Here is a 20,436-nt window from a genome sequence, read left to right on the forward strand (position 1 = left end):
AAAAAAAACGGGAGAAAAAAATCTCCCGTTTAATCTTTTTATATTATGCTGTTTTTGCTGGAAGGACGATATTGAAGGTAGTTCCTTTATTCGGTTCGCTTTCAACAAATACCTTGCCATTATGGCCTTCAATAATTTTAAAGCTAACCATTAAGCCAAGCCCGTTGCCATTCTTCTTAGTTGTATAGAAGGGTTCTCCAAGCTTTTTGAGCTTTTCTTCAGGAATACCAACGCCTGTATCCTGAATCGAAATCTGGACATTATTATTATCCATAGTGGTTTTGACAACAATATCTCCGCCGTTTGGCATTGCCTCTATTCCGTTTTTTATAAAGTTAAGAAATACCTGTTTTAGTCTGTTCTCATCACATTCAACCTGAATGATCTCATGATTGCAGTCACAATGAAGACGTACATTTTTCTTTCTTGCCTCGAACTCAAGAAGAGAAACAACATTTTTGATAACAGGTACAATATTCTTTTCCTCAAGTTCAACTGCTTTTGGTTTTGCTAATACCATAAAATCCTCAACAATGGTATTCACTCGTTCTATTTCATCAAGGATAATAGCTAGGAATTCCAGCCGTTCAGGGTCTTTCTCATCTAGCTGAAGGAATTCCGTGTATCCTTTCATAGAGGTTAAAGGATTTCTAATTTCATGGGCGACCCCGGCTGCCAGCTGCCCAACTGCAGCCAGCTTATCCTGCCGGTGCAATACCTCTTCGGTTTTCTTACGCTCTGTAATATCATTTCGAATCGCGACATACTGGTAAGGCTTGCCGTCTTCATTTAAAAAGGGAACGATAGTGGTATCAACCCAATAAAGGCTGCCATCTTTCGCTTTGTTGCGTATTTCACCTTTCCAGACCTTTCCATCGCCGATTGTTTGCCATAAATTCTTAAAAAATTCCTTAGGATGGTAGGCAGAGTTTAAAATACTATGACTTTTTCCAATAAGTTCATCTCGGGTATATTTGGAAATCTCACAAAACTTAACATTTACACTAGTTATAATGCCTCTTGAGTCTGTAAAAGCAACGATAGCAGATTCATCAAGCGCAAATTTAATATCACTAATTTCTTTTAATGTTGCTTTTAAGTGACCCTCAGCCGTTTTTCTATCCGTTATATCTGAACGAATAGCAACATACTGATATGGCTTCCCTTTGGAATTCATAAAGGGGACAATTGTGGTGTCGACCCAGTAAAGGCTTCCGTCTTTTGCACGATTACAAATTTCACCCTTCCACACTTCTCCTTGACCGATCGTTTTCCACAAATTTTTAAAAAATTCCTTCGGGTGAACACCGGAATTTAAAATCCGATGATCTTCTCCAATAAGCTCATGCCGTTCATATTTTGAAATCTCACAAAACTTTTCGTTTACACTCGTAATAGTGCCATGTGCATCTGTAATAGCTACAATTGAGGATTGGTCCAAAGCAAAGTTAATGTCTTTCACGTCTTTAATTTTTTCGAGCAATCTTTCTTCAGACTTTTTCCTTTTAGTTATATCGTTTCTGATGGATACATATTGAGTTGGTATTCCCTTTTTATCGAGGAAAGGAACAATTGTAGTATCCACCCAATAGAATGAACCGTCTTTTGCCTTATTCCGAATTTCCCCCCGCCAAATTTGACCGCTTTGGATAGTCTTCCAAAGACCAATAAAAAATTCTTTAGGATGATAACCAGAATTCAATATTCGGTGGTTTTTACCCATAATTTCATCTTTTTCGTATTTAGAGATTTCAACAAACTTATCATTAACATAAATAATATTACCCTTAGGGTCGGTGATTCCAACAATAGCGGATTCGTCCAAAGCTGATTTAATATCCTTAAGATTTGTATCGGAGGCAGATAGACGTTTACTTATTAAGGCACTAGAACCAATCAGGCCTCCAAAAATAAGGATTGAAACAAACAGGACAAGATAAATAACAAAATCTTCCTGAAGGAAATTTCCATTGGCAGAACCACTAAGAGTGAAAGCTCCGGAAGAAGCTCTTTTTAAAAGAAAATGCGCTTCTACAACAGCTATAGTCAATATGAGGGAGCTAACGGGTTTAAGCCAAGCCTGGCCCTCTTCGGAAAAGTTTTGTGAATAAAAAAGGATCCATAATGAAAATAAAAAGACACCAAAAGTAAGTAGTCCTGACAAGCCTAGTATAAAGGGATTGTAACTCGCTGCCATCTCCATCGAATACAAACCTATTAGATGAATAGAAAACACACCCAGTGTGAGTAAAATGGAAGCCGCTGCTAAATGAACGCGCTTAAGTTCCTTTCTCAGCAAGGTGTAAAATCCCATACCTGTAAAGGCCACACCCATAATAATTGAAAGTATGGAAAGAGGTATATTTATTCTTGAAAATCGTCCAATATCAACGGCTAAATAACCCATAAAATTCATTACCCACATCCCAATTCCCATGGAAATCGTACCACCAAGGAATAGAGTCCGTTTATTACTGTTCGATGACCTTAATAAGGTAAACATATCAAGTGCTGTATATGAAGCCATAATCGTTAAGCCTATGGCGAAAACAATCAAAAAAGGATTAAAGTGGTCTATTATATCATTCATCCCCCTATATTAACCCCTTATAAATTCGAGATTCTAATATGATTGTAATAGAAAGTGATTTTTTAGGGAAGTACCAAAACATAGGAAGAAATATTTTTTAACCTATTCATCGTATATATATATTAGAAAAAGGGTTTTTAGACGAAAATAAAAATTTAAAAAAAAGAAAAAAAGTCTACACTTTTTTATATTTTTTGTTTATACTGTACTATAACAGGTTAAATAAAAATAAATTGTATTATAAAAGGAGGAGTTAAACATGTTACAAAGTCCAGTTGAATTTTTTCGCAATCTTCCAAAGAAGGTTTGTCCCGAGTGTGGCCAGCATATGCTTGAACAGGCAGAATCCTATCTAATGGAATGTGACCGCTGCCTTTCCAAAAAAGAAGAATAGTTAAATGAAAAGGCGGCCAAATGGCCGCCTTTTATCTTTTATCTGTCACTTCCGCTGTTTAATTAATGATTTTTCGTTTTAGGCGATCGATTTCCATGGGCCATCAGCAAGCCTGCTTTTACCGCCGAAGTCCCCGTCTTCCGCTTCAAAGAATACAGCTCACAAAACCAACAATAGAAACATCAAATATGAGAAGCCTTTTATATATTTTTATAATCTGTGAAAAGGTAATTCTTACTATTTAACACACTTTTAATTGAATTTTTTTCCGTTTTGCCTATAATTAGGGAGATTGGAACGGGGGGAGATTTCACAAGATGTTTTTAATTAAATGGAGCTATACAAAAAGGTATAATATCAAAGGAATTTTTGATCGATTTCCCAACTCTCCTGTTATTTTCAGACAAATTAAGGATTATTATTTTATATACAAAATAAATTGGGATCAGGAAGATCCTCCTGTTGGCAAAGAAGATTTAGAGGAAATGGAGCTTCTTCTTAATGAAGAATTGGGAACGAGCAGATTTTATTTTCAAAGGAAAAACTATATCAGTAAGCCTGAAGTTTCTTAAGTGGACTTAGCTTATTGTCTTTATTAGAATATTGGCATTCGTATGACCTAGTCTTTTTATTCGTAAATAAAAAAATCTCCGTAAAATTACGGAGATTTTTTTTAACCGTTTTGGAGACCCAACCATTCCATTGGCTTATTATTTAGCTCAAGCCAATAAGTGTATGTTCCGCTTCTTTTTAAAAAGCTTTCCCTCCCAAAAGTTGTTGGAGGCAGGCTTTTTATTTAGTAATTGGAGTTACACATCACTTTTTATTAAGTTTTTAGGCTCTCACTTCCTCATTGCCCATTTATCAAGTCCATTCCCCATTTATCTGTTTCTGAAATATCATTATACAAGCAGCAGAACTTGTTAATTCAATTTCGTCCTCAGGATTACATCTGTTTGTTTTTCCCGAAATAAACAGATAAATCTTCAAACGTGGAAAGCCTGATATGAGAAGAGAAAATTCGTTCACATATGTCGGAACGACACAATGGTTAGGCCTCCAAAAAAGTTAAATTATTTTCTTTACATTATTATTTTAACACTAAAATTCTTTTTTATAATGAAGATTTGTGACAAATTTTTTAATTATTGGTTCTGAGTAAATCCTCAAAGGCTACTGCGTAAAACAGGGCGGGGAAAAACCCATATGTGAGGCAAACGAGACGGCATTCCATTTTGTTCGGAAAGGGGATTTCCCCACTTTAACTTATAAAAATCAAATTAAATAGTAACAACAGTAAAATTTAAAATAGCTCAATTATAAGATACCTTCTCGTTTATATGGAACACTGTATAATAGCTCCTCTTTAGACGAAACCTCTTATAAAAGGGGTGAAATGTGCAATGACCGAAAAACATAAATATTTAAGCACTGCTGTTGAGGAAGAGCAAATTACGATTGAAAACGGCGGGAACTATCCAAATAAGAAAAGCATCCATGGCGATTCTGTAGATGAACATAAATATATGGAAGAAGCCAACATGTATTTAGCGGGCAAAGAAATAGGCCAGCAAAATGAAAATCTATAAATACATAGACATTCAGCTGGCCTTTTACTTCTGTCTTATAACAGATTAAATTTTAGGAAGATCTCTAAATTCCATAATCGTTTCATTACCACACATAGGGCAAAGCAAATCATCCGTAGCAAAATCTTTTCTCATCCAGCCTTTACAAGAATCATCAGAGCAGGAATAAACTTCTGTACTAACCATAATGTTTTCAATGGCGTCTTCTTGGTTCCTCTTTCCATAAAAAATAGAAATCGCCTCCTTTACCATTAGTATGCCCAAAGAACCATTTTCCATTTATGGATTGAATAAGTTAAGGGACTGAGCAGTTCATGAATTTTATCTTTTATGATGTTTTCCACTGTACAAGGTATTTTGTTCTTTACAGAATAAGGATATAAGTGTAAAAGAGGAGCTTTAAGCTCCTTTTTATCTTATTTGCAAAAACAAGTTATATTCTTTATTGCTTATATTATTCTCCTACAGCTATTTTACGAATTGACATACCGCTTTTTTCTTCCCTAATAAGCCATAAAGTAAGCAAAACTCCGAGAAATGCAAGAACTGCAAAAAATAAATAAACACCGAAAATGGAATACCTGTCATAAATCAATCCGCCAAAAAAGGTACTGAACCAGTTCCCTAAACCGTTACCAATGGCAGAATACATTGTAACTGCTGTTGCCGTGATATGTGAGGGGGTAATTTCTCGAATGTATTGTAATCCCGCCGGAATAAACAAGCCGAGGGAAAAACCCTGTATAACAGCCGAAGCATAAACCAATGATAAGCTAGGCTCCATAAAGTAAAACAGCCATCTAACAAGCGAGACCGTTCCTGCGATTGCAGCAATGGGAAGAAGACCATATTTATTAATACCTCTTCCTGCTACTCTCATAAATGGAATTTCTGACATGACCGCAATAAAGAATGCAATTCCTATACCAGTATATGTGCCGCCTAGATCGTCAACAAACAAACCAAAGTATGTGTTGTTCGCCAAATTAGGACCAAAAATCAAAAAGGTAACAAAAAGAAAAACAACAAATTTCTTTAGTTTAAAAAGATCCTTCATTCCCGAAAGGATTTTTACCTTTTCTCCTGTATGCTCTTTTGGAAGCCTAAAAGCCAAAACAGAAGCAATGGACAAAGAAACAAAAAATGAAAAGAATATAACTGCGGGAGAAAACTCTGAAATCTTCCCCATAATGAAAACCGCGAGTCCAAAACCTAATGATCCAAACAATCTGATATTCCCATAATTATAATTTAATCTGCTTGAAAATTTTAAGGAAATACTATCAGAAACAGGTATGATTGCACTTTGAAAAATTGCAACCAGAATAGCCGTCAAAAAAAACATAGAATAAGAACCGAAGAGGTAGTAACCAAATCCACAAACCCCAGCCAAAAAGGTGGTAAATGTTAAGACCTTAGTAGGCGAATGGGTTAAATCGGAAACCATCCCCCAAAGTGGCTGGAAAAAAATCATAACAATTGGGCCAATTGAAAGTATTGTACCAATTTGATAGCCATTTAATTTTTCAACTTCTGATAAATAAACGCTTAGTAGTGGAAATAAACTTCCTACTCCGAAAAAGGACAGCAAATAAAATCCCTGAAGCGAGAAGATATTTCTTCTTTCTATTCTTTCCATTAACTAAATTCCCCTTTATAAAACACACTTCCATATTTTGCTTAACCTATTGTAACATGACCACGCCAAAGATGTGTTTAAAATCCCAGGATTTCTAATTATCTGAAAATAACGGTGGGCGCTTGAAGAACGGGCCGCAGTTACCGGCCCTGCTTTTATTCAAAATGGTCAATGACAATTCCTTCTTCATGTTTACGTGACAACAAAGAATTTTTCTTCCTGTTCTCTTTCGATTGAAAGATAATATCAAAATCATAATCGTCAGGATATAACTCCCTTGCAGGAATATAAAGCTTCATCCTCTTCTGATTAATACTGAATTTTTCTCCTTTAACTTGAACCACATAGTTCCCCTTCTCATCTGGTCCCTTATAGACAATTCCAAATTCATCAGTGTTAGTAAGAAGTACATTGTCCCCTTGTATAAATGTTTGTAATTTCGGGGTTGCTGATTCCATTTTTCTATCTCTTCGCTGATACCTGTTTATGATGATTTGCTTCTCTAGTTCTCTTTTTTGTGCTGTATCTATTTCCTCCAAAGGGTACTCTTTGTTTTCTTTATAGGTAATTAAATGTGCTTTTTCTATTATTTTAGGATGAATCCCAAGCTTTAACGCTATGGCAAAGGCTTGACTTTCGCCACCCTTGCCTATCATAAGCTTGTATGTTGGCCGCAATGTTTCAAGGTCAAATTCCATAGAACCATTAAGAAAACCTGAATGATTATCCGCAAACTCTTTGATCTCGCTGTAATGGGTGGTAGCTAAAAGAGTTGCTCCTTTACCATAAAGCTGTTCAAGAATTGCAGTAGCTAGCCCCATCCCTTCCCTTGGATCCGTCCCTGAACCTAATTCATCCAACAGGACTAGAGAATTGTCATTCGTTTCCTTTAAAATTTCTATTATATTAACGATCCTTGAACTAAAGGTGCTTAAATTGTCCATAATACTCTGTCCATCTCCAATATCGACAAGGACCTTTTGAAATATGCTTAAGGAACTGCCCTCCGCTACTGGCACATGCAATCCTGATTGGGCCATTAAGGTTAAAAGACCAACTGTCTTAATAGAAACTGTTTTTCCACCAGTATTCGGACCTGTAATTACAAGAGCATTTTCCTGTCTTCCAAGTTCCAGTGTAAGGGGACAAGCTTTTTCTCCCAATAATGGGTGACGAGCTTCAACAAGATGGATATAGTGCGTTTCGTTTAGGGCTATAGTTCTGCCGTTCACATGTCTGCTATGTTTTGCCTTAGCAAAAAGAACATCGTAATGGACCATCGTTTCAATTGATAACTTTATCTGAGGTTCCTTGCTTTCCACTAGTCCTGTTAAATAAAGAAGAATTTTATGGATCTCAGCTTCTTCTTCAGCCATCATCCATTCAAGCTGTTCCTGGTATACTGCAATTTCTTCTGGTTCAATAAAAACAGTTGACCCTGAGGCGGAAATATCTAATACAGCCCCTTTAATTTTGTTCCTGTATTCCTTCTTAACGGGAATGACAAATTTGCCCTGCCTTTGACTTACAACACTCTCTTGAAGATACAATTTGTATTTGTTGGATCGAACCATTTGCTGCATTTTTTCATTTAATCTTTCCTTTTGGATAGACAGCTGTTTTCGTATACTCAGTAATTCTTTACTGGCGTAATCATCTACCTGACCATTGCGAATACAGCGAATAATCTCTGCTCCTAGCTCAGGGAGTTCTTCAATTGTACTTACATAAGAAGAAATCCTTGGTCCTATGAATTCTTTGTCCCTCATATACCTCCGCATCTTACCACAGCAATCCAGAAATTCAGCCAGTTTTGTTAATTGGTCCGGACGTAATGCCACCCCCTTGTTTAAGCTTGTCATTAGCAGTTCTACACCGTCTAGGCCATGGACAGGAACACTTGCACTCTTTTTTAGAATTTCAACAGCTTCTGTGACTTCCCCCAGCATAGCTTCAATTTGTTTTAGGTTTATGGAGGGAACAAGCTCTAAGATTCTTCTCCTGCCCTCCTCTGTTAAAGAGTAAGCGGCCACAGTTTCTTTAATTTTTAAAAAATCAAGTACTTGAAAGGTTTGTTGATTCAATGTTTTTCCTCCTAAAAAAATTAAATAAAAAAGGCCGCAATGAACAATGTCATTACGGCCTTGAAGACAGAAATACCCCATCTTCTTTTTCACATTTCCAAAAAAACAAAATAAAAAGCTGTATACACAGAGGTACACAGCTATACTTTGTCATTTCAGTATGCTTTGCTATGACCATTGTTCTTAACTTCCCTTTCAACCACAGCTAAATAAACCTATGTGTTAACCACAAAAAGGCTATGAGAGTCAAAATAGGATATCCAATTAGTGGATTAGTTAAGAACGGCACCTAACATAAAACATACTCCTTTATCAATCAATTCATTAGAATTATACAACACTTCCATTATATAATCAATCTTCCAACATGTTCCATAAACCTCTTTTTTTTTTCAAGAATTCGTAGACATGTAACAAAGATAAAATTTCCTCTTAAGCTTTTATAGTTACGATAAAGAAAATTAGGTCAACTGGAGGATTCTAGTACTGAAGAATAACAAAGAACTGCCTCTTACTCAGGAACTGAACGGACTAATTCCGTCTGCTGGAAAAATCATTCCCCTTTAAAAGTATCCTTTTCGGGAAAACACAAATTTATAAAATGATACGAATGGTGAGGCGCTTTGTCTCAGGTTTTTATAAGCAAATTAAGAAAGGAGAATAAAACTTAAATGCTCTTAAAGAATATAGTTCACAATTTATCCATATCTTTTTTGCATTAAGTTCTTTATCTTATTTATGGGGGGAGAGAAAATGAAAAAAATTTATCTGATCAGCAGCTTGCTCATAATCATTGGCATTCTCGGTGGAATTTCTTTTTTCCTAGTTCGTGATGCCTCAGCCAGGATACCTGATGATGCAGCTCTTACTACCCAAAACAATGAAACCTATCGTTTTGGTGATGACCATAAGAAATTAAAGCTCGTGGAATTTATCTATACCCATTGTCCTGATATTTGTCCGACTACTACACAAAAAATGCTTCTTTTACAGAACGACTTGAAAAAAAGCGGAGCTTTTGGAAAACAAATCGAGTTTGTAACGATAACAATTGATCCATACCGGGATACCCCTAATACTCTAAAAAAATATATGTCTTCCTTCGGCATAAAAAATGATGATAACTGGAAATTCCTAACTGGACAAAAAGAAACGATTAAAGAAGACCAAAAAAATATTAAGCAGGTAGCAGATGCTCTTCAATTTCAGTACAAAGATCCTGGAAATGGTTTTTTTGTACACAGCACCTTTACTTATCTTGTTGATGAAAACAATAAGTTTCTTAAAAAGTTCCCTATGGGAGAAGAATTTAACCATAAGGAAGTATTTGACTATATAAACGATCGGCTAAATTAATCATTTGCCTAAAAGAAAAAAAGCGGTTATCCTCGGGGATGGCCGCTTTTTCTTTTTGATACTATGTTGGATTATTTTTTAACTGCTGTAATGATAAAAGATAATTCGATTTCGGTTTAGTCAAACTGGCCTTTATTCCTGCTTTTTTTAATTTGTTTACTAGGTCGGAAATTGGTTTCTTAGCCATTCTACTCACCTTCTTTATTTGCTGGTCACAAAATTAATTTTACACTAAAAGTATGAATAAAGTGTGAAATCTTTTAAAAAAAATTGGATAATTTTTCTGTAAGCATATTATTTGAAAAACTTCTTATACCACAAAATTCTAGTGGTTTTATTCCCGGAAAATGTAAATTATAAACCTTTGTATAATTAACCTTCTTTCTATTTTAATAAGTAATTCAGTAAAAGGGTAAAAAGCCTTAATTTGTTTCCACTTTCGCCCTTTTCTTACAAAAGAAACCTGGAAATTATCCAAATTAATACAATTTCCTGCCATCTGCTAAAAACCATTCGCTATGACCTTTTTTTAATGATATAATTTTTGAGATATTTATATATGGAGGATTTAAACATGATTACGGTAAGTAACGTAGGTTTACGATATGGTGATAGAAAATTATTTGAAGATGTAAATATAAAGTTTAACCCAGGCAATTGCTATGGCTTGATTGGTGCAAACGGTGCCGGAAAATCAACATTTTTGAAAATTTTATCCGGTGAAATTGAACCACAAGCCGGAAGTGTGTTCATGGGCCCAAATGAAAGACTTGCTGTTTTAAAGCAGAATCACTTCGAGTATGAGCAGGACGAAGTTTTAAAAGTCGTTATGATGGGTCACGCTCGCCTTTATGAGGTAATGCAGGAGAAAGACGCTATTTACATGAAGGAAGACTTTACAGATGAAGACGGCATGAAGGCAGCTGAACTTGAAGGTGAGTTCGCCGACCTTAACGGCTGGGAAGCTGAATCAGAGGCTGCGATTCTACTAAAGGGCCTCGGTATTGAAGAAGATCTCCACACAAAAAAAATGGAAGACCTAACTGGATCCGAAAAGGTAAAAGTTCTATTGGCACAAGCTTTATTTGGTAAGCCTGATGTCCTTTTGCTTGACGAACCGACTAACCACCTTGATATTAAGGCGATTCAATGGCTGGAAGAATTTTTAATTAACTTTGAAAATACTGTTATAGTTGTATCCCATGACAGACATTTCTTAAATAAAGTTTGTACACATATTGCTGACCTGGACTTTGCAAAAATACAGATTTATGTTGGTAACTATGACTTCTGGTATGAATCCAGCCAACTGGCTCAAAAAATGGCACAGGATGCTAATAAGAAGAAAGAAGAAAAAATCAAAGAACTTCAAGGCTTTATTGCGCGATTCAGCGCAAATGCATCGAAGTCCAAACAAGCTACCTCAAGGAAAAAGCTTTTGGACAAGATCTCACTTGATGATATAAGGCCATCATCAAGGCGTTATCCTTATGTAGGCTTTACACCTGACCGTGAGATTGGAAATGATCTCTTAAGGGTTGAAGGCCTTACTAAAACAATTGATGGCGTTAAAGTTCTTGATAATATTAATTTTGTTATGAATAAAGATGACAAAATTGCACTTGTAGGACCAAATGAGATTGCGATTACCACTCTTTTTAAAATTCTTATGGGTGAAATGGAAGCTGACAGCGGCACAGTTAAATGGGGTATCACAACAACTCAGGCATATTTTCCAAAGGACAATTCTATGTTCTTTGAAAATAGCGAGTTAAATCTTGTTGACTGGCTGCGCCAATTTTCTCCTAAAGATGATAGCGAAAGCTTCCTTAGAGGCTTCCTCGGAAGGATGCTATTCTCAGGTGAAGATGTTCTTAAGAAGTCCAGTGTTCTTTCTGGTGGAGAAAAGGTCCGCTGCATGCTTTCTAAAATGATGCTAAGCGGTTCAAATGTACTTTTGCTGGATGAACCGACAAACCACCTGGACCTTGAATCAATCACGGCTCTGAATAATGGTCTAATTAACTTTAAAGGTTCATTAATATTCTCTTCGCATGACCATCAGTTTATCCAGACGATTGCGAACCGAATTTTTGAGCTTACTCCAAAAGGACTTGTTGATAAGCAAATGACTTATGATGAGTACCTTGAAAATGCTGAATTGCAAAAACAAGTATCTCTTATGTATCAATAATAAAATTAAAAGGTGCAAAAAGAACCTGCTGGTCTTTTTGCACCTTTTTTTAATGTCTTTTTTGTTTTTTTCGTGAAGAAGACATACTTTTGCTGCCTGTTTCTGTTTGTGTGGTCCCTTGCCCTTCAACTTGGCTTGAGGCAAGACCGATAGTTGAGGGATCCTGTTTTCTTTTGGACATGTCAGCACCTCCACTTTTATCTTCCTGCAGATTGAATCAAGTTATTCAGAAAAGGCTAAGGAATAATTGAATTCCACTTAGGCAAGCTAAGTTTAGGAGGAGGTGTTTGGAAATGGCGAAAGTAGGAGTAGAACAATCACTTACAAATGTCCAGCAGGCGCTGCGCGACAAAGGATATGATGTCGTAGAGTTAAAGCAGGAATCTGATGCGCAAAATTGCGATTGCTGTGTATTGACTGGCCTTGATTCAAATGTAATGGGTATTCAGGACACTACAATAAAAGGTTCTGTTATTGAAGCAAACGGCCTATCAGCTGATGAAGTTTGTCGTGAGGTTGAAAGCAGACTTCAATAAGCATATTCCTGTAAGATCCATAGTGCCGTTCCTGCCTTCCCAACAAGCGGGAACGGTACGTCTTTCTATTCTATATTAATTGGCTGAACATATGATGGAGGTTTTGTATAACTTACGATTAATATCCCATTCCAAAATTTCGCCTGAATTTCTTCTGGCTTTATCTCATTAGGAAGCTTGATGCTCCTCTGGAATTCCCCATAGAATCGCTCAGAGTATTTCTTTCTGAACTCAGAGAAAAACTGCATTGTAACTCCTTTTATCAACAAAGAGTCCCCATTAAGCCCCAGCTCAATATCTTCTTTTTTCACACCAGGTATTTCAACCAAAATGATAACTTCTTTATCGTTTTCTAATATGTCAATAGGAGGGAAAATGTCACCTTTCGTTCCCTGGCTCATTTTTTCCCCATCTGTGGGCTTTTCCCTTTTTTGTTCATCCATAAATCCCGCCATATCCTGATCAAAAATCGTCTTCCAAAAATCGGCTCCATGCATATTCTGTGCGATATCCAGCCACTGCTTCAGCTTATCCATATCCATCCATTTCATCTCCTTCTCAGGTACCTATGGCAAGAGAATGTTTATTGCCCTATTTGCAGTTTGCTTTTCTTCATATTTGTCCTATGCATGCATATATTTTAGAAGCAAACAAAGGAGGAGATTACGTGCCCGCTCCAATACCGTATATTAATATAAATATCTATATGATTAAAATTAATTCCTTCGAAAATGCTTCTGCAGTTAATATTGGTCAAAATCTCCTTGCAGAGTGGCATAATTCTGATAAAAAAAACCAGGGCTTTGGGCAAAACTTTGGGGATGGCAGTCAATTTTGCGCAACGAAAAGCATGGTAGATGACCGTGACCAGATTGACTCGCCTTCTTCGTTTCAATCACATCCCTATGTCGGTGAAAACGACGATTGCTGAAGACTTTTTTTCTAATTCATCCTGCTCCTGCAGCAGGTTTTTTTTCGTGCAGTAATCTTTGCTTTTATGAAGGAGAAGATTCCTATATAATTTTCATATGTCTTTACAACTTTTGTTTTTCTGGAGGATACTATGAAGAAGCTTCGCTTTACACTGTTACTTTCGTTTTCACTGCTTATCGTTTTAAGTGCATGTTCCGGTAAGGTCGCACCAGCACAAAAACAGGAAAAATCTGAATTAACGATTTCTGCAGCAGCAAGCTTAAATGATGCACTTAAGGAAATAAAAACCACTTTTGAAAAGAAACATAAGAACATCCAGCTCTCCATTAACCTTGGAGGTACAGGAGCCTTACAGCAGCAAATTATTCAAGGTGCACCAGTTGATGTTTTTATTTCAGCTGCAAAAGACAAATTTGAAGTTTTAATACAAAAAGGGTTAATTAAAAGGGAAGACAGCAAAGATTTATTGGGAAATCAGCTGGTACTCATCACCCCAAAAAGCCATTCTGCTATTCAGTCTTTCTCTGATTTATCGGACAAAATGGTTTCGAGGATTGCAATTGGAACACCCGAAACTGTTCCAGCAGGGATGTACGCTAAGCAGACTCTGCAAAAATACAAATTATGGGATAAGCTCACTCCAAAACTTATACATGCTAAGGATGTTAGGCAGGTTCTTACATATGTTGAAACAAAAAGTGTTGATGCTGGTATCGTTTATCTTACTGATGCAAAAGTCTCCAATAAGGTGAACATTGTTGAGACAGCTTCTAAAAATACGCACAATCCTATCATATATCCAGCAGGTATAATTAAAGAAACCAAACACCACAAAGAAGCTGCCATTTTCTTGAATTTTTTAAGAAGCGCTCCAGCACAAAAGACATTTGAAAAATATGGATTTATAGTATTGGATTGATGAGTATGTTTAATAGTGATTTTTGGTTTCCCATAAAATTATCTGTTCAAGTTTCTTTAATATCAGCGGTTTTTGTATTCCTATTTGGAATTATTATAGCGAAACTTATGTCTGGACCAAATTTCAAGGGGAAAACTTTCTTGGAAACTGCCTTTCTACTTCCTATTGTCCTTCCACCAACAGTAATAGGCTTTTTATTAATCATTTTATTAGGTCCACATAGCCCTGCTGGGGCACTGGTGGAAAGGATCATACAGCATTCCATTATGTTTACACCTTGGGCAGCCGTCCTTGCTTCCTTTGTTGTAGCCTTCCCTCTTATGTATCAAACTGCTAAAAACGGATTTCAATCTATAGAAAAAGAAATCGAAGAAGCAGCGAGGGTTGACGGAGCAGGAGAACTGCTGACCTTTCTTTATGTATCCCTGCCTTTATCCTATAAATCTATAATCAGCGGTACGATTCTTAGTTTCGCACGAGCTCTTGGCGAATTTGGAGCAACCTTTATGTTTGCGGGTAATATTCCTGGAAAAACCCAGACCGCTCCTACAGCTATTTATATTGCAATGGATTCGGGAGATATGAAAACAGCATGGACTTTTGTGATATGCATGATTGGTATTTCTTTCATCATGCTATTCACGACTAATCTGGTGAAAAAGTAAAGATAAAATAGAGGCTCATGGTCTAAAATTTTCGCTGTTAATTTTCCATCTAAGTTATTTGAAGCGGAAAATGGCAGACTCCTCGAGAATATTCAATCATTCTTCGCATACTTTCGTGAATGTAATTCCATGAATGCTTACCTTGTACTGTCGCATTTCCTACATACGGTGAGTATTTCTCAATGCAAGTTCAAAGTCCTGCTGGAAAAAGCGAGTTCCATGGGAGATCCCCTGCTTACAGCGCCGAGGAACAGCCCGTGGAAGGCGAGCGCATGGAGCGAAAATCATCTGGCTAGTATAGCTCTAAATTAAAGTATAGATCCTAAAAAAGAGGGTATTCCAAACTGATAGTTTGAAATACCCTCTTTCTTTTTTGCTTAGCTTCGGGTTAATTTTCTTTTAACAAACATGAATAGAAAAACAACAAGAACCGGAATGATTCCATAAAACAAATTCAAATGCATATTTTTCGTATATTCTTCCCTGTGTTTCTTAACCGGAATCTTTTTTTCAGTCAGCTTAATTTGCTGTAGAATATCCCCATTCTTATTTTTCACGTCAAGCATACCGCTTTTTTTATCTACTTTTTCCACCTGAGCCTTCAAAGGTTTAGTTACCATTGTCTCATCGGAAACAAGGTAGAGTTTTTTTCCATTTTTAAACGTTTTGTCTTTTGGCAGAGTTTCATGATCGAAGGAAGAAAAACCGTAATTAAATAATTTTACGGTGTCCTTATAAATATCTTTCTTATGCTCGGCCTTAAGCGCAACGACAACTAGCTTTAATTTCCCATTATCAGCAGAAGTAGCCAGTGTCTGCTTTGACTCATCGATAAATCCTGTCTTTCCGCCAGTGACATACTGGAAAGGAATCTCTCCATTTAACATTCGATGTTTAGAAACTAAAGTCGTTTTCCAAGATTGACCGACCCAATTTAACTCTTTCAAACCAAAAATTTCTGCAAAAACGGGATTTTGCAGAGCATACTTTGTAATCCGTGCCAAATCCATGGCAGTAGTATAGTGAGATTCATTGAAGAGTCCGTTGGGGGTCACAAAATGGGTGTTCTGCACCCCAATATTTGTTCTAAGATACTCGTTTAGATCTTTCTCAAACTGCTCAACGGTCCCTCCAAGATGTTCCGCAATCGCAACTGCCGCGTCGTTTCCTGAATTAATAAGCATCCCCTGAATGAGTTTCTTTAATTGTACTTTTTCTCCAACGTCTAAATAAACCCGCGTCCCCTCTGTAGTGGCAGCATTCCTGCTTACGGTGACGATATCATTGAGATTACCTTTTTCAATAGCATAAATAGCCGTTGCTATTTTTGTTAAACTAGCAGGATATAATGCTTCATCGGGATTCTTGCTATATAGAACAGCTCCTGTTTCTGTATCTATCATTACAGCTGCTTCACTTTTTATATTTATATCCTGGCGTGCAAACGCACCTGTCTGAGTTGAGAAAAACATTATAAATGCCATTAGGAACGTAACAAATTTCGTCAATTTTTAACACCCTATCTTCTACTTTAGTCCTGTTAATTTTAACAGATTCGACAAACTTATAAACCATTTTCTTTAATGTTTAATCTATGTAAGAAAACAGTAATAATCCATTCTTGTAGAAGATTTTTAATGCAAAAATTTTTAAGTGTCCTGCATGGCCTCTATGAAAGAGTTTTCTTATACCCTTTCACAGAGCCGGCCATAAATAAAATGCACACGTCATTTATATACGCGAAATGACGTGTGCATTACTTTGAAAATATATTTATTGCGCCTGGGACACTTTATTGTTTAACCCTCTTTTTTGAAATCAAAAGGGTGATTTGTGCCATTGTAAATGGCAGGGATGACTTCTTCCGATATGCCAGATACTTAGGTTCCCATATGTCAGTAAATTTTTGTTTAAACATCCTTAACCCCTGGAAGTGATATATAAAATGCCCATGTAAAAAAATTTGTGCAGCTACCCTTTCACTTAAAAAAGAAAATCTCGAAAGACCCACGTTTGCTAAGGGTGCCATTCCCATATTAAACCTTTTGTAACCTTTTTGATTAGCCCATTCAAATAGAGAAATAAAAAGATAATCCATTATATCAGTGGGTGCATCAGGCCTAAAACGCATTAAATCTACCGAGATGGTTTGTCGGTCATCATATATTGGCATGATACTGGCAAAGCCCATAATTTTCTTATCTGGGTCTTCGACAATCGCTAATTCAGCTTTATTCAGATACTCTTCATCAAAAAAACCCAATGAAAAGCCCTTTTCTTGCCTTTCTTGCAGCCATTCATTTGAGGTATCTCTTAACGAATTAAACAGTTCGTCCGAAAAAGGCGGTTCGGCAAGCCTAAATCGATAATTGTCATGCTCAAATTGATTTTGAATGTTCCGTAGTGATTTCATCCTATTTCCCTTGATATTAAATTCATCCAATTCCACAAATGCTTCTTCGCCGAGCTTAAAAAAGTCATAACCATTGCCATGTAAAAATGGCAGCAGGTCATTACTCACCTGATAAAAAACCAATGAATAACCATGAAGGTCCGATATTTCCTGAAATTCTTCTATAGCCTCAGCCATTTCACTTTTTTCTCCAACAGGGTCTCCGAGGATAATAAGCTTATCTGCATACTGCGCATAAGAAAACATAACATTTCTTTTACTGTTCCAAAATACATACTTATCATGTAAGAATATAAGGTGGGATAAAACTTTTCCTTTATATTTTTTCAGATGATCAAGTATTTCTTTTTCCTGGCCGGTAGTTTTCTCCATTTCCCAATTTTTCGGTCTGCTTATCAAATAACCGAACATCAGAACTAAAAATGCAATAGTGAGTCCGAGAAGTGCACTGTTAAATAAATCATAATAATTAGTTATAAAATAGGGCCTGAGTTTTGGAGGAATATTAAACTTCGCAGTTGGAAGATTGAGATATCCTATTATCAAATACATCGAAGTAATAATAGCAATCAAAGTCAGATCAAATATCGTCTTCCCCCAGGTCATCACGTAGCTTTCTCTATAAAATTTATTTCGAGACATTCTTAAGAGTAAAGCCACTACTAGTAAAAAAGAAGCCTCTTCGTAGTCTATCCCCTTAAAAATGGAAAACAGAGCTGCCAATGATAACGCAATCATCGTTAGCTGGTAGGCTCTTTTTACACTATATTCAATTCCGCGTGACAGCCCAAGCAATAAAAATCCCGCTGCTACCGATAGTCGGTGTGATAAGTCCACAATTGGAAAGGCCAAAAACTCCTGAATGACTTTTAAACGTGAGACCACTCCTGGTACAGATGCAGATAACAACAAAATTAATCCCGATATAAAAACAAGAGCTGTTAATATTGTATGGCTTGCATTTTGAACAATCGCATTAGGAAGGTTATTCCAGGAATGATTCCATCTTTGCCAATATTCCTTAATAAATAGGATGATACTTATCAAGAAAGGTAGAACATAATAACCCATCCGGTAAAATAATAGTAAAACCAAAACCTTTTCATCTGGGATATTTAAATCGTGCATTCCCCAAATAAATATCAAATCAAATGAACCGAGACCTCCAGGAATCATACTGATGATTCCTGCACAGGAAGCTACAATAAAAACAGGCAGCAGCCCTGTAAAGCCTATTGAAATCCCCAATATACCGCATAAAATCCAAATAGCGAGAAAAACAGCCGCCCATTCAAGCAATGAAACAAGCGTAAGCTTTATCCCTGTATCAAGAGATATGAGAATTTTATCGTCTTTTTTATGTTTAACCACATGGATTACAGCAAAAACAGGCAAATAGAGCCCTACACCTAAAACTGCAAAATAAAGCCATTTCGTATCCAAAAATAGTGGGAAATCACGAAAGCCCAAAACTATAACCCATGAGGTAAGAGATATCCCAGTCAAATAAAAGAGGGAGACAGAAGCAATCCCTCCCAATAATCTTCTTTTATCTTGTTCAAGTTTATTGTAAAAATAGGTTCGAAGCATCGCTCCAATTATTCCGCCAAATCCAATTAAATTTGAAAAAGAATTAGCGATAAACGACTGTTCAAACAGTTTCCTGGAAGGGACTTTTAAATCCAGTATTTTTACAAGTATAAAATCATAAAAAAACATTGGAGTAACCGCTAACAATGTGACAGCAAAAATCAGCACCACTTTACCAATATGAAGCTGGTTAACCTCATTTTTAAGCAAATGAACATTAATATTACCAGCAAATTTATTTAGTTCATATACCGCCAAAATCAACAAGAGGAGTGGAAAAATGAATTTAGCAGCGGTAAAGACTTTTTCTTTTCTAATTGCACTCATGCTGATTCTCCCTTTTTTCCTCTGATTCCTGTATTTACTATAATCTTTTCTGAACAAAAAACAAAGAAAATTATTCAAAAATCCCTTATTCACCATTAGGTTTATCATTTCTTTTTAGCCTTTGTACAGTTTCCTTTTCTCCCCTTTGGCTCCCCTACTATCATATAAATAATAGGCTTTGTTAATCTTGCATGTTGCTGTAAATAACTTTGTGAGAACCATCTGTGAACAGTTACTTGTAGCTTTGCGGCGAGCCGAAACAGGATTATTTGAAACGCTATGGCGCAGGAGCACTTAGGAGACTGTCAAGCTGCCGCGCCGAGCCCCTCGAGGTGTATCGCCCTTCAGTCCTTCTTACTCGTCGGCGCTAAGCACCTGCGGGGTCTCCCTTAAAGCGCTTTTCGCGAATGACATTGAATTGCCCCTGAAATCGCCTTCGCACGAAGGAAATGTGATAGCACATGCGAATCATCCAGGAATTTACCCCGCAGAAATTTCGAGAAAACATAATGGAGGATTTCCGAGGAGTCTCGTGCCTTTTGCTTCTATTAAATTAATTAAAAATCAACAATGAGCTTTAACTGAGCCAAACAATTAAAAGTATATGGAAACTTGGTCTTCCCTATGTTTGCGTGTCATTTCCAAGTTAGTCCAAAAAATCAGACAAGTTTTATCCTTATACCCGTATATATAGTATTAGGACTACTATAAGGGGGTTGTATTATGAATTTCTTTGTAATAAAGAAACAAACAGTTTTACTGATTTTCCTTGTTTTTATAACAGCTGTTTCCTTTTCGGTATGGTACATGCTAAAAGCAGCGGATACCGTTGTTTTTAACCAGGAGAATTCAAACATCCGTGAAATTCATTTGGTTACTGGGGAATATAAAACCAAATTAAGCAACGGAAAAGAAATTGAAGCTTATCGATGGGATCCTGGTACAATTTCTATTGAAAAGAATGAAAAAGTAAGACTTGTTATTTATGGAGTCAATGGAGAAAGTCATCCTTTTCATATTGAAGGAACCACTATAAAAGGAACCATAAAAAAAGGACAGGAAACTGTTATCCCACTCAAATTTAAAAAAGAAGGAACATACCGCCTTATATGCCATGCACATCCTGATAAAGACCATAATGGTCCTATGATTGCCTATATTGTCGTAGATTAAAACAACAGGGACACCACTTGTTGTTTTTTTATTC

Annotated in this window: 19 protein-coding genes; 10 read left to right on the forward strand and 9 right to left on the reverse strand. The window is 36.4% G+C overall.

Features of this window, described 5'->3' with window-relative positions; all coding sequences use genetic code 11:
* Positions 1–43: 43 nt before the first annotated feature.
* Positions 44–2,590: a PAS domain S-box protein gene (locus tag AC3WR0_RS14055; RefSeq protein ID WP_492552900.1), complete on the reverse strand. Its 2,547-nt coding sequence runs from the start codon at positions 2,588–2,590 to the stop codon at positions 44–46.
* A gap of 259 nt (positions 2,591–2,849) precedes the next feature.
* Here AC3WR0_RS14055 and yhfH point away from each other — a divergent pair, with 259 nt between their 5' ends.
* The 3 genes from yhfH (at position 2,850) to AC3WR0_RS14070 (ending at position 4,573) form a co-directional block, all read left to right on the forward strand.
* Positions 2,850–2,984 carry a protein YhfH gene (gene yhfH, locus AC3WR0_RS14060; protein ID WP_081680064.1) on the forward strand — a complete coding sequence of 45 codons (135 nt, stop codon included), beginning with the start codon at positions 2,850–2,852 and terminating at the stop codon, positions 2,982–2,984.
* Positions 2,985–3,301: 317 nt separating this feature from the next.
* The gene (locus tag AC3WR0_RS14065; protein WP_492552901.1) at positions 3,302–3,556 is read left to right on the forward strand and encodes a protein YuzH; all 255 of its coding nucleotides are present in this window, start codon (positions 3,302–3,304) and stop codon (positions 3,554–3,556) included.
* A gap of 831 nt (positions 3,557–4,387) precedes the next feature.
* Positions 4,388–4,573 (forward strand): hypothetical protein, encoded by a 186-nt coding sequence (locus tag AC3WR0_RS14070; RefSeq protein WP_492552902.1) that lies wholly within the window; start codon positions 4,388–4,390, stop codon positions 4,571–4,573.
* Positions 4,574–4,618: 45 nt separating this feature from the next.
* Here the strand turns inward: AC3WR0_RS14070 and AC3WR0_RS14075 are convergent, their stop codons facing one another.
* The 3 genes from AC3WR0_RS14075 to AC3WR0_RS14085 all read right to left on the reverse strand — a co-directional run bounded on the left by AC3WR0_RS14075 (position 4,619) and on the right by AC3WR0_RS14085 (position 8,296).
* Positions 4,619–4,837, reverse strand: coding sequence for a cold-inducible protein YdjO-related protein (locus AC3WR0_RS14075; RefSeq protein WP_051270724.1), 219 nt, complete (start codon positions 4,835–4,837; stop codon positions 4,619–4,621).
* A 190-nt stretch (positions 4,838–5,027) separates the two neighbouring features.
* Positions 5,028–6,212, reverse strand: coding sequence for an MFS transporter (locus tag AC3WR0_RS14080; RefSeq protein WP_492552903.1), 1,185 nt, complete (start codon positions 6,210–6,212; stop codon positions 5,028–5,030).
* 155 nt (positions 6,213–6,367) lie between these two features.
* Positions 6,368–8,296 carry an endonuclease MutS2 gene (locus tag AC3WR0_RS14085; protein ID WP_492552904.1) on the reverse strand — a complete coding sequence of 643 codons (1,929 nt, stop codon included), beginning with the start codon at positions 8,294–8,296 and terminating at the stop codon, positions 6,368–6,370.
* 753 nt (positions 8,297–9,049) lie between these two features.
* Between AC3WR0_RS14085 and AC3WR0_RS14090 the strand changes: the two genes are divergently transcribed.
* Positions 9,050–9,652, forward strand: coding sequence for an SCO family protein (locus tag AC3WR0_RS14090; protein WP_492552905.1), 603 nt, complete (start codon positions 9,050–9,052; stop codon positions 9,650–9,652).
* 61 nt (positions 9,653–9,713) lie between these two features.
* Here AC3WR0_RS14090 and AC3WR0_RS14095 read toward each other — a convergent pair whose 3' ends face one another.
* On the reverse strand, positions 9,714–9,839 hold the full coding sequence (locus AC3WR0_RS14095; RefSeq protein ID WP_275940678.1) for a hypothetical protein: 126 nt from the start codon (positions 9,837–9,839) through the stop codon (positions 9,714–9,716).
* A 387-nt stretch (positions 9,840–10,226) separates the two neighbouring features.
* Between AC3WR0_RS14095 and AC3WR0_RS14100 the strand changes: the two genes are divergently transcribed.
* The gene (locus tag AC3WR0_RS14100) at positions 10,227–11,846 is read left to right on the forward strand and encodes an ABC-F family ATP-binding cassette domain-containing protein (protein WP_492552906.1); all 1,620 of its coding nucleotides are present in this window, start codon (positions 10,227–10,229) and stop codon (positions 11,844–11,846) included.
* 49 nt (positions 11,847–11,895) lie between these two features.
* On the opposite strand, the gene AC3WR0_RS14105 is transcribed toward AC3WR0_RS14100, so the two are convergent.
* The gene (locus AC3WR0_RS14105) at positions 11,896–12,027 is read right to left on the reverse strand and encodes a YuzL family protein (protein WP_155900021.1); all 132 of its coding nucleotides are present in this window, start codon (positions 12,025–12,027) and stop codon (positions 11,896–11,898) included.
* A gap of 112 nt (positions 12,028–12,139) precedes the next feature.
* On the opposite strand from AC3WR0_RS14105, the gene AC3WR0_RS14110 reads away from it, so the two are divergent.
* Complete coding sequence (locus AC3WR0_RS14110; protein WP_027321621.1) at positions 12,140–12,382, forward strand: YkuS family protein; 243 nt, start codon at positions 12,140–12,142, stop codon at positions 12,380–12,382.
* A 65-nt stretch (positions 12,383–12,447) separates the two neighbouring features.
* Here AC3WR0_RS14110 and AC3WR0_RS14115 read toward each other — a convergent pair whose 3' ends face one another.
* Positions 12,448–12,924, reverse strand: a complete 477-nt coding sequence (locus AC3WR0_RS14115) for an Hsp20/alpha crystallin family protein (RefSeq protein ID WP_492552907.1) — start codon at positions 12,922–12,924, stop codon at positions 12,448–12,450.
* 125 nt (positions 12,925–13,049) lie between these two features.
* Here AC3WR0_RS14115 and AC3WR0_RS14120 point away from each other — a divergent pair, with 125 nt between their 5' ends.
* The 3 genes from AC3WR0_RS14120 (at position 13,050) to modB (ending at position 14,899) form a co-directional block, all read left to right on the forward strand.
* Complete coding sequence (locus AC3WR0_RS14120) at positions 13,050–13,313, forward strand: hypothetical protein (protein WP_027321620.1); 264 nt, start codon at positions 13,050–13,052, stop codon at positions 13,311–13,313.
* 132 nt (positions 13,314–13,445) lie between these two features.
* A complete protein-coding gene (gene modA / locus AC3WR0_RS14125) occupies positions 13,446–14,234 on the forward strand; it encodes a molybdate ABC transporter substrate-binding protein (protein WP_492552908.1) in 789 nt (262 codons plus the stop codon).
* 5 nt (positions 14,235–14,239) lie between these two features.
* Positions 14,240–14,899 carry a molybdate ABC transporter permease subunit gene (gene modB, locus AC3WR0_RS14130; protein ID WP_492552909.1) on the forward strand — a complete coding sequence of 220 codons (660 nt, stop codon included), beginning with the start codon at positions 14,240–14,242 and terminating at the stop codon, positions 14,897–14,899.
* 377 nt (positions 14,900–15,276) lie between these two features.
* Here modB and AC3WR0_RS14135 read toward each other — a convergent pair whose 3' ends face one another.
* Together AC3WR0_RS14135 and mprF are read right to left on the reverse strand one after the other, a co-directional pair.
* Positions 15,277–16,407 carry a D-alanyl-D-alanine carboxypeptidase family protein gene (locus AC3WR0_RS14135; RefSeq protein ID WP_492552910.1) on the reverse strand — a complete coding sequence of 377 codons (1,131 nt, stop codon included), beginning with the start codon at positions 16,405–16,407 and terminating at the stop codon, positions 15,277–15,279.
* 284 nt (positions 16,408–16,691) lie between these two features.
* On the reverse strand, positions 16,692–19,229 hold the full coding sequence (gene mprF / locus AC3WR0_RS14140; protein WP_492552911.1) for a bifunctional lysylphosphatidylglycerol flippase/synthetase MprF: 2,538 nt from the start codon (positions 19,227–19,229) through the stop codon (positions 16,692–16,694).
* A gap of 723 nt (positions 19,230–19,952) precedes the next feature.
* On the opposite strand from mprF, the gene AC3WR0_RS14145 reads away from it, so the two are divergent.
* Positions 19,953–20,402, forward strand: a complete 450-nt coding sequence (locus AC3WR0_RS14145) for a cupredoxin domain-containing protein (protein WP_492552912.1) — start codon at positions 19,953–19,955, stop codon at positions 20,400–20,402.
* Positions 20,403–20,436 lie beyond the last annotated feature (34 nt).

Source organism: Neobacillus sp. FW104-15D2, from assembly GCF_058790155.1.

Excerpts from the sequence above, each read along its gene's own strand:
- AC3WR0_RS14055 (WP_492552900.1), bottom strand. The coding sequence starts at position 2,590 with ATGAATGATATAATAGACCACTTTAATCCTTTTTTGATTGTTTTCGCC.
- yhfH (WP_081680064.1), top strand. The coding sequence starts at position 2,850 with ATGTTACAAAGTCCAGTTGAATTTTTTCGCAATCTTCCAAAGAAGGTT.
- AC3WR0_RS14065 (WP_492552901.1), top strand. The coding sequence starts at position 3,302 with ATGTTTTTAATTAAATGGAGCTATACAAAAAGGTATAATATCAAAGGA.
- AC3WR0_RS14070 (WP_492552902.1), top strand. The coding sequence starts at position 4,388 with ATGACCGAAAAACATAAATATTTAAGCACTGCTGTTGAGGAAGAGCAA.
- AC3WR0_RS14080 (WP_492552903.1), bottom strand. The coding sequence starts at position 6,212 with ATGGAAAGAATAGAAAGAAGAAATATCTTCTCGCTTCAGGGATTTTAT.
- AC3WR0_RS14090 (WP_492552905.1), top strand. The coding sequence starts at position 9,050 with ATGAAAAAAATTTATCTGATCAGCAGCTTGCTCATAATCATTGGCATT.
- AC3WR0_RS14095 (WP_275940678.1), bottom strand. The coding sequence starts at position 9,839 with ATGGCTAAGAAACCAATTTCCGACCTAGTAAACAAATTAAAAAAAGCA.
- AC3WR0_RS14100 (WP_492552906.1), top strand. The coding sequence starts at position 10,227 with ATGATTACGGTAAGTAACGTAGGTTTACGATATGGTGATAGAAAATTA.
- AC3WR0_RS14105 (WP_155900021.1), bottom strand. The coding sequence starts at position 12,027 with ATGTCCAAAAGAAAACAGGATCCCTCAACTATCGGTCTTGCCTCAAGC.
- AC3WR0_RS14110 (WP_027321621.1), top strand. The coding sequence starts at position 12,140 with ATGGCGAAAGTAGGAGTAGAACAATCACTTACAAATGTCCAGCAGGCG.
- AC3WR0_RS14115 (WP_492552907.1), bottom strand. The coding sequence starts at position 12,924 with ATGGATATGGATAAGCTGAAGCAGTGGCTGGATATCGCACAGAATATG.
- modA (WP_492552908.1), top strand. The coding sequence starts at position 13,446 with ATGAAGAAGCTTCGCTTTACACTGTTACTTTCGTTTTCACTGCTTATC.
- modB (WP_492552909.1), top strand. The coding sequence starts at position 14,240 with ATGTTTAATAGTGATTTTTGGTTTCCCATAAAATTATCTGTTCAAGTT.
- mprF (WP_492552911.1), bottom strand. The coding sequence starts at position 19,229 with ATGAGTGCAATTAGAAAAGAAAAAGTCTTTACCGCTGCTAAATTCATT.
- AC3WR0_RS14145 (WP_492552912.1), top strand. The coding sequence starts at position 19,953 with ATGAATTTCTTTGTAATAAAGAAACAAACAGTTTTACTGATTTTCCTT.